General features: G+C 65.6%; 11 protein-coding genes. 4 read left to right on the plus strand and 7 right to left on the minus strand.

Annotated elements, in window-relative coordinates; genetic code table 11:
* Positions 1–42: 42 nt before the first annotated feature.
* Together ACZK45_RS17545 and ACZK45_RS17550 are read right to left on the minus strand one after the other, a co-directional pair.
* Positions 43–285 (minus strand): type B 50S ribosomal protein L31, encoded by a 243-nt coding sequence (locus tag ACZK45_RS17545; RefSeq protein ID WP_005418951.1) that lies wholly within the window; start codon positions 283–285, stop codon positions 43–45.
* 88 nt (positions 286–373) lie between these two features.
* A complete protein-coding gene (locus ACZK45_RS17550) occupies positions 374–1,312 on the minus strand; it encodes a nucleoside hydrolase (RefSeq protein WP_032127836.1) in 939 nt (312 codons plus the stop codon).
* A gap of 223 nt (positions 1,313–1,535) precedes the next feature.
* Between ACZK45_RS17550 and ACZK45_RS17555 the strand changes: the two genes are divergently transcribed.
* Positions 1,536–2,864, plus strand: coding sequence for a Fic family protein (locus ACZK45_RS17555; protein ID WP_125894093.1), 1,329 nt, complete (start codon positions 1,536–1,538; stop codon positions 2,862–2,864).
* A 144-nt stretch (positions 2,865–3,008) separates the two neighbouring features.
* Here the strand turns inward: ACZK45_RS17555 and recG are convergent, their stop codons facing one another.
* From recG to gmk, 5 genes are all read right to left on the minus strand, one after another.
* Positions 3,009–5,120 (minus strand): ATP-dependent DNA helicase RecG, encoded by a 2,112-nt coding sequence (gene recG, locus ACZK45_RS17560; RefSeq protein WP_032127835.1) that lies wholly within the window; start codon positions 5,118–5,120, stop codon positions 3,009–3,011.
* A gap of 7 nt (positions 5,121–5,127) precedes the next feature.
* A complete protein-coding gene (locus ACZK45_RS17565; RefSeq protein ID WP_005410875.1) occupies positions 5,128–5,514 on the minus strand; it encodes a RidA family protein in 387 nt (128 codons plus the stop codon).
* A gap of 177 nt (positions 5,515–5,691) precedes the next feature.
* A complete protein-coding gene (locus ACZK45_RS17570) occupies positions 5,692–7,854 on the minus strand; it encodes a RelA/SpoT family protein (RefSeq protein WP_019661980.1) in 2,163 nt (720 codons plus the stop codon).
* Between the two features lie 106 nt (positions 7,855–7,960).
* On the minus strand, positions 7,961–8,260 hold the full coding sequence (gene rpoZ, locus ACZK45_RS17575; protein ID WP_005410877.1) for a DNA-directed RNA polymerase subunit omega: 300 nt from the start codon (positions 8,258–8,260) through the stop codon (positions 7,961–7,963).
* 110 nt (positions 8,261–8,370) lie between these two features.
* Positions 8,371–9,036: a guanylate kinase gene (gmk, locus tag ACZK45_RS17580; RefSeq protein WP_014038334.1), complete on the minus strand. Its 666-nt coding sequence runs from the start codon at positions 9,034–9,036 to the stop codon at positions 8,371–8,373.
* A 290-nt stretch (positions 9,037–9,326) separates the two neighbouring features.
* On the opposite strand from gmk, the gene fdnG reads away from it, so the two are divergent.
* Genes fdnG through ACZK45_RS17595 form a run of 3 tightly spaced genes read left to right on the plus strand, consistent with a single transcriptional unit; the run spans position 9,327 to position 13,967 of the window.
* The gene (fdnG, locus tag ACZK45_RS17585; RefSeq protein WP_478445007.1) at positions 9,327–12,395 is read left to right on the plus strand and encodes a formate dehydrogenase-N subunit alpha; all 3,069 of its coding nucleotides are present in this window, start codon (positions 9,327–9,329) and stop codon (positions 12,393–12,395) included.
* A gap of 10 nt (positions 12,396–12,405) precedes the next feature.
* Entirely contained in the window at positions 12,406–13,323 is a 918-nt protein-coding gene (gene fdxH / locus ACZK45_RS17590; RefSeq protein WP_012481154.1) for a formate dehydrogenase subunit beta, read from the plus strand.
* Positions 13,320–13,967, plus strand: coding sequence for a formate dehydrogenase subunit gamma (locus tag ACZK45_RS17595; protein WP_049461733.1), 648 nt, complete (start codon positions 13,320–13,322; stop codon positions 13,965–13,967). The genes fdxH and ACZK45_RS17595 overlap by 4 nt, the downstream gene beginning before the upstream one ends.
* The last annotated feature ends 18 nt before the right edge of the window (positions 13,968–13,985 follow it).

Genomic DNA, 13,985 nt, shown 5'->3' on the forward strand with positions numbered 1-13,985 from the left:
CCGCGCAGAGCGCGGCCGTCGGTTCGAAGCTGGATCGACAGATCAGCGCGCGTAGCGCTTCTGGAACTTGTCGATACGGCCCGAGGTGTCGATGACCTTGTGCTTGCCCGTGTAGAACGGGTGCGAAGCAGAGGAAATTTCAACCTTGACCAGCGGGTATTCGTTGCCGTCTTCCCACTGGATGGTTTCCTTCGTGCCCATGGTCGAGCGGGTCAGGAACTTGAAATCGGAGGTGACGTCATGGAAGACGACGTCGCGGTAGTTCGGATGGATATCGGCCTTCATGGGCTCACACCGTAAATGGGCTGGTGGTCAAGAGCGGCATTATAAGCACCGGTTGCCGCTCGGGGCAACCGGTGCGGGCCAACAGACTTCAGTCCGCGCCCAGGGCCTGGCGCACCAGGGCCTCGAAACGCTGCTGGTCGTAGGCCATCAGCAGATCGCAGTTGTCCGGCTGGCCGGTCTGGCGGTTCCAGTCGACGATAGTGGCGCCGCGGCTGAACGTACCGTTCAGCTCCACGTTCAGCGGCCGCGATTCGACCTGCAGCTGCCCTTCCGGGTTCAGCGCCCAGGCCATGGCGACCGCATCGGCGGTATACCAGCGGCCACCCTTGCTGTCTTCGGACAGGCCACGGGTCTTGCGCGAGATCAGCTCGTAGAAACGGGCGCGATCGGAATCGGCCTGCAGCCACTTTTCAGCATCCTGCAGCGGCAGGCCATGGGCAACGGTGGCCTCCCAGTCCGACACCAGCAGGTGCTTGAACGAAGTGAACACCACGTGCGCCGCTTCCGGATCGAACGCGATGTTGAATTCGGCCGCCGGGGTGATGTTGCCGTGGCAGGTGACCGCACCGCCCATCACCACGATGCGCTTGATGCGCTCGGGAAGGGTCGGGTCCAGCTTCAGTGCCAGGGCCAGGTTGGTCAGCGGGCCAAGCATCACCAGCATCAGTTCACCGGCGTGCTCGTGCGACAGGCGCAGGATGGCCAGTGCGGCGTGCTCGGCTTCAGCCTGGCGGCTCGGCGGCGGCAGGTCCACGTCGCCGTAGCCGTCACGGCCATGCACGTGGGCGGCGTCAACGGAGGGATGCAGCAGCGGATCCGGGCTGCCGGCAAACACCGGTACGTCGGCGCGGCCGACGATGTCGCAGAGCTTGAGGGCGTTGCGGACGGTGTACTGCAGGCCGACATTGCCGGCGGCGATGGTCAGGGCGACCACGTCATGCCGTTCATCGGCAAAGGCCATCAGCAGGGCCAGGGCGTCGTCCACACCGGGGTCGGTGTCGATCAACAGGGGGATCTTGTGGGTCATCGTTGCCGTCTTCAGATCGGCAACGAAGTGTGGACCGGGATGATGACCGTTGCAATACCGGTCTGCCCCGGCGGCAAAGATGTAGTGGAGAGGGTTGGATCCGTTGCCCCACCAACGCCCCGCCCAACGCACTCACGAACATGAACAGATTCTAGTTCGGGTCGCTTGGAGCGCCCAACATCATTTGCTATAAAAAGTGTTGAACATTTTATAGAAAACAACCATGAAGCTGCCCGCGCCAGCTCCCGATCTGGCAACCCTCACCCGGAAGTACATGGAGACCCTCGGTACCATCCTGGACGCCCGGATCGGGCCCGAGGTGAACGGCGCCTATGAGCACTGGGACAAAGTCCGCCACAGAGCGCCACCGGCGGGCCTGAACGCGGAGCAATGGTGGCTGGGCATCACGTGGACGCGCGCAGCATTGCTGAAGCCGCTACCGCTGTTGCTGGACAAGACGCAGCAACCCTTCAGGCTGGCACTTACCGATTCAATGCAGCGGCACCTGCACTACATTGATCGGGAGGCCGCAGGCTCGGTGAAGGGTGTGGATGCTGCCAGCGGCCAAGGACGGTTCCTGATCCGCTCGCTGATCGAGGAAGCGATGACCTCATCGCAGCTGGAGGGCGCCTCGACCACGCGGGCGGTGGCAAAGGAAATGCTGAGCACAGGCCGTGCGCCGCGCGACCAGTCCGAGCGCATGATCTACAACAACTACGTGGCAATGAACGTGATCCGCGAGCGCGGCATACGCCCGATCACTCCCGGCGAGATTCTGGAGCTGCACAGCATCCTCACCGACGGCACGCTGGAGCTTCCAACCGACAGCGGGCGTTTCAGAACCGCCGAAGACAACGTTGCGATCTTCGATCGCGGCTCACCACCTACGCTGCTGCACATCCCTCCTCCGGCCGAGGAAGTGCCCGCACGGATCGAGCGGCTGTGCACGTTCATCAATGAGGAAAGCACACCGTTCATCCATCCTGTCGCCAAAGCCATCGCACTGCATTTCCAGATTGGCTATGACCATCCTTTCGTGGATGGCAATGGCCGTACGGCACGCGCACTGTTCTACTGGGCGATGATGAATGCCGGATATTGGATGACCGAGTACTTCTCCATTTCCAGCGTGTTGAAGGAGTCCCCAGGCAAGTACATGCGGGCCTACCTCTACACCGAAAGCGACAACCGGGATCTTGGCTACTTCGTGGCGCAACAACTGGAGGCGATTGAGCAATCGATCCAGGGTTTGCATGCCTACATCGCCAGGAAGCATGCGGAGGATCAGGCAGCGCGACGCGTGCTGCGAACCGCCCGGCTTGGCGGTGTGCCTCTCAATCATCGTCAGCGCGCGTTGCTGGCCAACGCGCTGAAGGATCCTGACCGGACCTACACCGTCGCCAGCCACCAGGCGGCACACACCATTACCTATCCGACCGCGTTGAAGGATCTGAACGGATTGGTGGCGTCTGGGCTTGTCAGCAAAGAGCGCGTCGGGAAGGCGTCCGAGTATCTCGTGCTACCCGGCCTGTCGGAACGTTTGGCGCTGTAGATCTACGCCATGCGGGGATGACGGGAAGGTGATCGAAAGCGCTGTCTGTAGAGTCGAGCCATGCTCGACTCACGCGCGCGGCGCGCAGTAGACCCACGCCATGCGTGGATGTGTGGACCAGGGTCCACACCCACCAATGCGGCATTACGCCGAGGCGTAACGCACGGCGGTGCCGATCCAGCGTTGCACCACGCGATCGGCCAGCGCGGGTTGCTGGTCCAGCAGGCGTTCGGCCAGGTCATGCACGCCGGGCAGCAGGCCGGCATCACGCGCGAGATCGGCGATGCGGAAACCGGCCAGGCCGGTCTGGCGGGTACCGAGCAGTTCACCGGGGCCACGCAGCTCCAGATCCTTCTCGGCGATGACAAAGCCATCGTTGGTTTCGCGCATGGTCTGCAAACGCTCGCGTGCCATCTGCGAAAGCGGCGCCTGGTACAGCAGCACGCAGCGCGACACCGCCGAACCGCGGCCCACGCGGCCGCGCAACTGGTGCAGCTGGGCCAGGCCGAGGCGCTCGGCATTCTCGATCACCATCAGCGAAGCGTTCGGTACGTCCACGCCCACTTCGATGACCGTGGTCGCCACCAGCAGATCGATCTCACCCGCCTTGAACGCCACCATCGTCGCCAGCTTCTCGGCGGCCTTCAGGCGGCCATGCACCAGCCCCACGCGCACGCCCGGCAGCAGCGCCTGCAGCGATTCGTAAGTGGCCTGCGCCGGCGTGGCGTCGAGCTCTTCGCTTTCCTCGATGAGCGTGCACACCCAGTACACCTGCCGCCCTTCCTGGCAGGCCAGCGCGATGCGCTCGATCAGTTCGGGACGGCGGTCGTTGTTGAGTGCCACGGTCTGCACCGGGGTGCGGCCCGGCGGCAGTTCGTCGATGGCCGAGACATCCAGATCCGCGTATTCGGACATCGCCAGCGTGCGTGGAATCGGCGTGGCGGTCATCACGAGCTGGTGCGGCACGCTGTTGCCACCCGCGCCCTTGTCGCGCAGGGCCAGCCGCTGGTGCACGCCGAAGCGGTGCTGCTCGTCGACGATGGCGAGCGCCAGATCCTGGAACACCACCGCCTCCTGCATCAGCGCGTGGGTGCCGACCACCACCTGCGCTTCGCCGTTGGCGACCTGCTCCATCACCTTGGCGCGCGCCTTGCCGGTGACCTTGCCGGCCAGCCAGGCGATACGCACGCCGAGCGGTTCCAGCCAACCGCGCAGGTTGTTGAGATGTTGTTCGGCCAGCAGCTCGGTGGGCGCAGCCAATGCAACCTGCTTGCCCTGCTCCACCGCCAGCATCGCCGCCAGCGCGGCGACCACGGTCTTGCCGGAGCCCACATCGCCCTGCACCAGCCGCAGCATCGGGCTGGGCCGCGCGAGGTCTTCGCGGATCTGCTTGAACACGCGCGCCTGGGCGCCGGTCAGCGCGAACGGCAGCTGCTTCAGCAGCGCCTTGGCCAGCTTGCCGGGGCCGGCCAGCGGCGGCGCATGGTGCGCCTGCAAGGCGATGCGCTGGCGGCGCAGGCTGAGGTGATGGGCCAGCAGCTCTTCCATTGCCAGACGACGCTGCGCTGGATGGGTGCCTGCGGCCAGCGCGGCCAGATCGGCATCCGGCGGCGGCCGGTGCACGGTCAGCAGCGCGCTGCGCAGTGACGGCAGGCCAAGGCCATCCAGCCAACCGCTGGGCAGCAGTTCCAGCGTGCTTTCCTCGGGCAGGCGGTCCAGCGCCTGGCCGATCAGCTTGCGCATGGTCATCGGGCCAACGCCTTCCACGGTGGGATACACCGGGTCGAGGCGGTCGCCGAGTTCGGGATCGTCATTGCGGCCCAGCACCTGGTAGCTGGGGTGGACGATTTCCAGGCCGAGGTGGCCCGGCTTGGGCGTGCCGAAGCAGCGCAGCCGGTTGCCGACCGCAAACTGGCCGACCTGCTGCTGGCGGAAGTGGAAGAAGCGCAGCACCAGGGTGCCCTGCCCTTCATCCTCCACGGCGACCTTCAGCATCGGCCGGTAGCGCATGCCACGCTCGACCGCGACCACCCGCCCTTCCACCTGCGCCGGCACGCCGTTGCGCAGGTCTTCGATGCGGGTCAGCCGGGTCCGGTCTTCATAGCGCAGCGGCAGATGAAGCCAGAGATCCTGCAGGGTGGCGAGGCCACGCGCCTGCAGTTTGGCGGCCACGGCCGGACCGACGCCCGCGAGCATCGCCAAGGATGCTTCGCCGGACGGTGACAGGACCGGGGTGACCGCCGCCTTGCGTGCCACGTGGCGGTCAGTCGATGACCATCACCGCGTCGACCTCGAAGTTGGCGCCCTTCGGCAGGCCGGAGACTTCGATGGTGGAACGGGCCGGGTACGGGGCCTGGAAGTAGTCCTGCATGACGGCGTTGACCTTGGCGAACTCGCCCAGGTCGGTCAGGTACAGGCCAAGGCGCACGACCTTGTCCAGCGAGCCGCCGGCGGCTTCGGCCACGGCCTTGAGGTTGTCGAAGGCGCGGCGGGCCTGCGCTTCGACGTCACCGGCGCCGACGATATCGCCGGTGGCCGGGTCGAGCGGGATCTGGCCGGAGAAATACACGGTGTTGCCGGCGCGCACGGCCTGCGAGTACGGGCCGATGGCGGCGGGAGCCTTTTCGGTGTTGATGATCTGGCGGGACATGGGTCGCTCCGGTGCTTGGGGGAAAACAGAGCGGTGATTGTACCGGGTGGGGGCGCATCCACGCATGGCGTGGATCTACCGCGCCGCTTCGGTAGTGCCGGCCGCTGGCCGGCAAACCCATGAACGTCGGAAGCACCGCGAAGTTACCGGCCAGCGGCCGGCACTACCGGGTTCGCATTACTGGCGGCGTACCGACTGCACGACCGACAGGCGGCGCAGGCGGCGCATCACTTCGGCCAGGTGGTTGCGGTCGCGCACCTGGATGTTGAACGCCAGCACGGCGGCGTTGAAGTCACGGTCCAGGTAGTCCACCCGTTCGATGTTGGAGTGGCTCTGCGCGATGGCGGCGGCCAGCTGCGCCAGCACGCCGGTGCCGTTCTCCACTTCCACCACCAGCGAGGTGTCGTAGTCGCCGGAAACGGTGGTGTCCCAGCCGATCGGCACCCAGCGCTCGGGCGACTTGCGCAGTTCGGCCAGGTTCGGGCAGTCCATGCGGTGCACCACGATGCCCTTGCCGGCGGTGTGGTAGCCCATGATCTCGTCGCCGGGAATCGGCTGGCAGCAACCGGCGAAGGTGACCACGCCGCGCTCGCTGCCGTTGATCAGGATCTTTTCCTGCGAGTGGTGGCGCGAATGCGGGCCGCCACGCAGTTCGGCGTAGGCCATCAGCGCCTGCGCGGCCTGGGTCGGCATCCAGTTGCCCAGTGCGACCTCGGCCAGCAGTGCCTCCAGGCGCGGGAAGCGGTGCTCGGCCAGGAACGCATCCAGGCGCCCCTTCGGCAGCCGCTCCAACGAGGAATCCATCGCCTCCAGCGCACGGTCGAGCATGCGGTGGCCGAGCTGCACTGCGTCTTCGTGCTCCAGCTGCTTGAGCTGGTGGCGGATGGCGGTGCGCGCCTTGCTGGTAACCACGAATTCCAGCCACTGCGGTTTCGGCGTGGCCGAGCGTGCGGTGATGATCTCCACCGACTGGCCCGACACCAGCTTGGTGCGCAACGGCACCAGCTTCTTGTCCACGCGCGAGGCCACGGCCATGTTGCCGACGTCGGTATGCACGGCGTAGGCGAAGTCCAGCGCGGTGGAATTGCGCGGCAGGGCCAGGATCTTGCCCTTCGGGGTGAACAGGTAGACCTCGTCCGGGAACAGGTCGACCTTGACGTTGTCGAGGAACTCCAGCGAGGAACCGGCGGCACGCTGCGAGTCGATCAGTTCAACGATCCAGGCGTGTGCGCGGCTCTGCGCGCTGTTCGGTGAATCGCCGCCGAACTTGTAGGTCCAGTGCGCGGCCACGCCACGTTCGGCGATCAGGTCCATCTCTTCGGTGCGGATCTGCACTTCGATGGGCGAACCATACGGCCCGAACAGCACCGTATGCAGCGACTGGTAACCGTTGGCCTTGGGAATGGCGATGAAATCGCGGAAACGCCCATCCAGCGGCTTGAACGTTGCATGCACCGAACCCAGCGCGTGGTAGCAGCTGGGCACGCTGCGCACCACCAGGCGGAAGCCGAACACGTCCATCACCTGGTCGAAGGTTTTGTTCTCGTCGCGCATCTTGTTGTAGATGCTCCACGGGGTCTTGATGCGGCTGACCAGGCGGTGCTCGATGCCTTCCTTCGCCAACCGCTGCGACAGCTGCACTTCCACCTGCGCCAGCGCTTCGCGGCGGACCACCGGCTGGCTGCGGATGTGCTTTTCCAGGATCGCGTGGCGCCACGGATACAGCGCCTTGAAACCGAGGTTCTGCAGCTCGCTCTTGACCAGGCTCATGCCCAGGCGCTGGGCGATGGGCGCGTAGATCTCCAGCGTCTCGCGGGCGATGCGGCCGCGCGCTTCGCGGCTCTGCGCGCCCAGCGTGCGCATGTTGTGCAGGCGGTCGGCCAGCTTGATCATGATCACGCGCAGGTCGCGCGACATCGCCAGCAGCATCTTGCGGAAGCTCTCGGCGGCCGCTTCCTGGCGGTCGCGGAACTTCAGCTTGTCCAGCTTGGTCACGCCGTCGACCAGTTCGGCCACGGCTTCGCCGAACTCGGCGGCCAGCGCCTCACGGGTCAGCGGGGTGTCTTCGATGGTGTCGTGCAGGATCGCGGCGATCAGCGCTTCCACGTCCAGGCCCAGCTCGGCCAGCACCTGGGCCACGGCCACCGGATGGGTGATATAGGGCTCGCCCGACTTGCGCGTCTGCCCGGCGTGTGCGGCGGCTCCGACTTCCCAGGCACGGCGCAACAGCGGCAGCTGTTCCGGCGGCAGGTAATGGGCGGCGCGTTCAAGCTGGAGGACGTAGTCGGGTACGGCGGCAGCGGGGGCTGCGGCGACCTTGGCAGTGGGGCCTGGGTTCATGCCCGAAGCCTATTCCAGCGCGACGTTTACGGCAAATCCTGAATGCGAAACAGCCCGCACGGAGCGGGCTGTTCGGCACATCCAACGATTACGTTGATCGATGCGATCAATCGTCGTTCTTGGACATGTCTTCGTCGGCGACCACTTCCGCGGCAGCCCACTCCAGCGCTTCGCGCTCGGCGCGCTCACGCTCGGCCTTCTCGACTTCGTCGATCAGCGCGTTGTCGATCTTGCGGGCGGCGATTTCGCGCAGCGCCAGCACGGTCGGCTTGTCCTCGGTCTCGCTGTTGTCCAGCGTGGCCTGCACGCCGTTGGCGAGCTGGCGGGCACGCTTGGAAGCCATCATGACCAGTTCGAAACGGTTGTTAACGACTTCCAGGCAATCTTCTACGGTGATGCGGGCCATACGGGCTCCCGGCGACCGGTCGGCCGCTCAGTCGAATGAGGGAAAGGGGACGGAGTGTACTGGCAGGGGCTGGACAAAATCAAGCCAACCCCTACCCGATTCTTTTGGAATCAGTCAGTTGCGCCCGGATCGGGGGTCAACAAGGCCTGGATCAGGCCTGCGTGGCGGACCTTCTGGGCCTCCCGGCGCAGGCGGCTGGCGGTGAAGATGGCGCACAGCTCGTCCACGGCGGTGTCAAACACCTCGTTGACGATGACGTAGTCGAACTCGTTGAAGTGCAGCATCTCGTCACGGGCTGCGCCCAGGCGCTGGGCGATGACCGCCTCGCTGTCCTGGCCGCGCTTGCGCATGCGGTCCTGCAGGGCCTGCTTGGACGGCGGCAGGATGAACACGGTGACCGTGCCCGGCACCAGCTGGCGCACCTGCTGCGCGCCCTGCCAGTCGATCTCCAGCAGCACGTCCTGGCCGGCGGCCAGCTGCGGTTCCACCGACTGGCGGGCGGTGCCCTTCCAGTCGCCGTGCACCCAGGCATGCTCGAAGAAGTCGCCGGCGGCGATCATTTCCTCGAACTTCTCCGCAGAGACGAAATGGTAGTGCTGGCCATTCACTTCACCCGGGCGCATCGCGCGCGAGGTGAAGGAGATCGACAGGGCGATCTGCGGGTCACGCGCCAGGGTGGCATTGACGATGCTGCTCTTGCCGGCGCCGGACGGGGCGGCAACGATGTACAGCGTGCCGCGCGCAACGGCGTCCGACGGCTTCGACGGGGCGCTCATGCGGGGGATCCAACGGGTTGATTTCGCAAAATTTTTCCTCGGTGTTCCAGATCCGGCGCGGAGGATCGCGCCAGGACGGCGGGGGCTGCGCGGAACATCTTGGAACCAGGCCCGGCAGACGCTTCCCCGGGGGGCGGGCACGCAACTTTACCAGAGCGGCCGCGTTGCGCGCCCGTCCGGCAGGCGCCGGGCCTTGTGCCACATGGGCGTGCGGGGGCCTGTGCTATAACCGGGCCGTACCCAACGACAGCCCGGAGGCCTGCGCCTCCCCGCCATCCCAGGAGAACGGCATGCCATCGATGAGCCGCCGCCAGTTCCTGAAAGTGACCGGGACAACCCTGGTCGGCTCCAGCCTGGCATTGATGGGCTTCGCGCCCGGCATCGCGCTCGCGGAGGTCAGGCAGTACAAGCTGACCCGCGCGACCGAGACCCGCAACACCTGTACGTATTGTTCGGTGGCCTGCGGCATCCTGATGTACAGCCTCGGCGATGGCGCCAAGAACGCCGAGCCGAGCATCTTCCATATCGAGGGTGACCCGGACCATCCGGTCAACCGCGGCACGCTGTGCCCGAAGGGTGCCGGCCTGGCCGACATCATCCACAGCAAGTCGCGCCTGCTCTACCCCGAGTACCGCGCGCCGGGCTCGAACGAGTGGAAGCGGCTGAGCTGGGACGATGCGCTGGACCGCATCGCGCGGCTGATGAAGGAAGACCGCGATGCCAACTTCGTGCAGAAGAACGAGGCCGGGCAGACGGTCAACCGCTGGCTGACCACCGGCATGCTGGCCGCCTCGGCGACCAGCAATGAAACCGCGGTGCTGACCCACAAGGTCGTCCGCTCCCTTGGCATGTTGGCATTCGACAACCAGGCACGTGTCTGACACGGCCCGACGGTGGCAGGTCTTGCCCCGACGCTAGGCCGTGGTGCGATGACGAATCACTGGGTCGACATCAAGAATGCCGACCTGATCCTGATCATGGGTGGCAATGCCGCCGAGGCACACCCGTGCGGGTTCAAATGGGTGACCGAGGCCAAGGCACACAACAAGGCCCGGCTGATCGTGGTCGATCCGCGCTTCAACCGCTCGGCCGCGGTGGCCGACGTGTATGCGCCGATCCGTACCGGCACCGACATCGTGTTCCTGGGCGGTCTGATCAACTACCTGTTGACCGAGGACCGCATCCAGCACGAGTACGTGCTGAACTACACCGACATGTCGTTCCTGGTGAAGGACGAGTTCGCCTTCAAGGACGGCCTGTATTCGGGCTACAACGAGGAGAAGCGCAGCTACGACCGTTCCAGCTGGGACTACGCCTACGGTGACGACGGCTTCGTGCGCAGCGACCCGACGCTGAAGGACCCGCGCTGCGTCTACACCCTGCTCAAGCAGCACTACGCGCGCTACACCGTGGAGATGGTCGAACGCATCTGCGGGACGCCGGCGGACAGCATCCGCCAGGTCTGGGAGATGATCGCGTCCACCGCCGGCAAGGACAAGGCGATGACCATCCTGTACGCGCTGGGCTGGACGCAGCATTCGATCGGTGCGCAGAACGTGCGTGCCGGCACCATGGTGCAGCTGCTGCTGGGCAACATCGGCGTGGCCGGCGGTGGCATGAACGCCTTGCGCGGGCATTCCAACATCCAGGGCCTGACCGACATCGGCCTGATGTCCGACCTGCTGCCCGGCTACCTGACGCTGCCGAAACAGGACGAGCAGGACTACGACGCCTACATCGCCAAGCGCACGCAGAAGCCGCTGCGCGCCAACCAGATGTCGTTCTGGCAGAACTACCCGAAGTTCCATGTCAGCCTGATGAAGTCGTGGTGGGGCGACGCCGCTACCGCCGACAACAACTGGTGCTTCGACCATCTGCCCAAGCTCGACAAGCCGTACGACATGCTGCAGGCGTACGAGCTGATGAACGAGGGCAAGATCCACGGCTACATCTGCCAGGGCTTCAACCCGCTGGCCTCGGCGCCGAACAAGGGCAAGCTGATCAGCGCGTTCTCCAAGCTGAAGTTCATGGTCAGCATGGACCCGCTGGAAACCGAGACCATCGCGTTCTGGCAGAACCACGGCGCACTGAACGATGTTGATCCCAGTGCGATCCAGACCGAAGTATTCCGCTTGCCGACCACCTCCTTCGCAGAGGAGAACGGTGCAGTGGTGAACTCCTCGCGCTGGCTGCAGTGGCACTGGAAGGGGGCCAATCCGCCGGGCGAAGCGCGCAGCGACATCGAGATCATGTCCGAGCTGTTCCATCGCATCAAGGCGATGTACGAGAAGGACGGCGGTGCGTGGTGGGAGCCGGTGCGCGACCTGGCCTGGAAGTACTCCAACCCGGAACTGCCGACGCCGGAAGAACTGGCGATGGAATACAACGGCAAGGCACTGGCCGACGTGTTCGATCCGAAGGACCCGACCAAGCTGGTGCGCAAGGCCGGCGAGCAGCTGGCGGCATTCGGCGACCTGCGCGACGACGGCAGCACCTCCTCCGGTTGCTGGATCTACATCGGCGCCTGGGGCCCGACCGGCAACATGATGGCGCGACGTGACAACAGCGACCCCACCGGCATCGGCAACACGCTGGGCTGGGCCTGGGCATGGCCGGCCAATCGCCGCGTGATGTACAACCGCGCCTCGTGCGACGTGGCCGGCCAACCGTTCGATCCGCGCCGCACGCTGCTGGCCTGGAACGGGAAAGACTGGGGCAGCGTGGACGTGCCGGACTTCAAGGCGGATGAAGATCCCGCCGGGGGCATGGGCCCGTTCATCATGAATCCGGAAGGCATCGCCCGCTTCTTCGCCAAGGCCGGCATGGCCGAGGGCCCGTTCCCGGAGCACTACGAACCGTTCGATACACCGCTGCGCAGCAACCCGCTCAGCCCCGGCCAGGCACTGACGCTGAACAACCCGGCGGCCCGCGTGTTCGCCAGCGATCGCGCACAGATCGGTTCGCCGGATGAGTTCCCGCATGTAGCCACCACTTACCGGCTGACCGAGCATTTCCACTTCTGGACCAAGCACGGCAAGCTCAACGCCATCATCCAGCCCGAGCAGTTCGTCGAGATCGGCGCGGCCCTGGCCGACGAGCTGGGCATCAACAACGGCAGCCGCGTGCGGGTCAGTTCCAAGCGCGGCCACATCGAAGCGGTGGCGATGGTGACCAAGCGCATCAAGGCCCTGCAGATTGATGGCAAAACCGTGCACCAGGTGGGCGTGCCGATCCACTGGGGCTTCCTCGGTGCGGCCAAGCCCGGATACATCGCCAATACGCTGACCAACGCCATCGGTGACGGCAACTCGCAGACGCCCGAATCGAAGTGCATCCTGGTCAAGGTCGAGAAGGTGTAGGAGACACGCCATGTCACTGCAATCCCTGGACATCATCCGCCGCTCGGCCACCACCACGCCTTCGCCGGAGGCGCGTGGCGCGCATACCGGCCAGGTCGCCAAGCTGATCGATGTGAGCAAGTGCATCGGCTGCAAGGCCTGCCAGGTCGCCTGCATGGAGTGGAATGATCTGCGCGACGAGGTCGGCAGCTGCGTTGGCAGCTACGACAACCCGCCCGACCTGAGCGAACAGTCGTGGACGGTGATGAAGTTCCGCGAGTACGAGGACGAGAAGGGCAAGCTGGAGTGGCTGATCCGCAAGGAAGGCTGCATGCACTGCAGCGATCCGGGCTGCCTGAAGGCCTGCCCGTCGCCGGGCGCGATCATCCAGTACGCCAACGGCATCGTCGACTTCCAGGAAGAGAACTGCATCGGCTGCGGCTACTGCGTGACCGGTTGCCCGTTCGACGTGCCGCGCATCTCCAAGAAGGACCACAAGGCCTACAAGTGCACGCTGTGCTCGGACCGGGTGGCGGTGGGCCAGGAACCGGCCTGCGTGAAGACCTGCCCGACCGGCGCGATCACCTTCGGCAGCAAGCAGGCGATGACCGAGCACGCGGCGGGACGCGTGGAAGACCTGAAATCGCGCGGCTACGAGAACGCCGGCCTGTACGACCCGCAGGGTGTGGGCGGCACCCATGTGATGTACGTGCTGCAGCACGTGGACAAGCCGGAACTGTATGCCGACCTGCCGAAGGACCCGCGCATCAGCCCGATGGTGGAGGTGTGGAAGGGCGTGGCCAAGCCGCTGGGCGTGCTGGCGATTGCCGCTACCGCCTTCGCCGGCTTCCTGCATTACATCGGCATCGGCCGCAACACGGTCAATGACGAGGAAGAAGAGGAAGCCGAGCACGAGGCGAAGAAGATCGAAGAGGAGCAGCGGCCATGAAGTACGCCCCGCACCCGCGGCAGATCATCCGCTACCGCGCGCCGACCCGCATCAATCACTGGATTGTGGCGATCTGCTTCGTGTTGACCGCGCTGTCCGGATTGGCGTTGTTCCACCCTGCCCTGTTCCCGCTGACCCAGTTGTTTGGCGGTGGGCCATGGACGCGCATCCTGCACCCGTTCATCGGCCTGGCCATGGTCGTCGGCTTTGCGCTGCTGGCGTTCCGCATGTGGCGCGACAATCTGCCGACCGCCGACGATGGCAAGTGGATGCGCGGCATGCGCGATGTACTGCGCAACGAGGACGAGAAGCTGCCACCGGTGGGTCGCTTCAATGCCGGCCAGAAGCTGCTGTTCTGGGCGATCATCGGTTGCCTGTCGGCGCTGCTGCTGACCGGCTTCGTGATCTGGCGGCAGTACTTCAGCCACTTCTTCCCGATCGGGCTGATCCGCTTCTCGGTGCTGGCCCATGCGCTGTTCGGCTGGGTGCTGGTGTGCGCGATCGTGGTGCACATCTATGCCGCGATCTGGATCAAGGGCTCGGTGCGGGCGATGACCCAGGGCAAGGTGACCTACGGGTGGGCGTACAAGCATCACCGGCAGTGGTTCCGGGACATCCTGCGCGGACGGCGGGAAGAGGGGTAGCGGCAGGGCCTGCGGCCC

The organism is Stenotrophomonas sp. 63632_Sma (assembly GCF_056482875.1).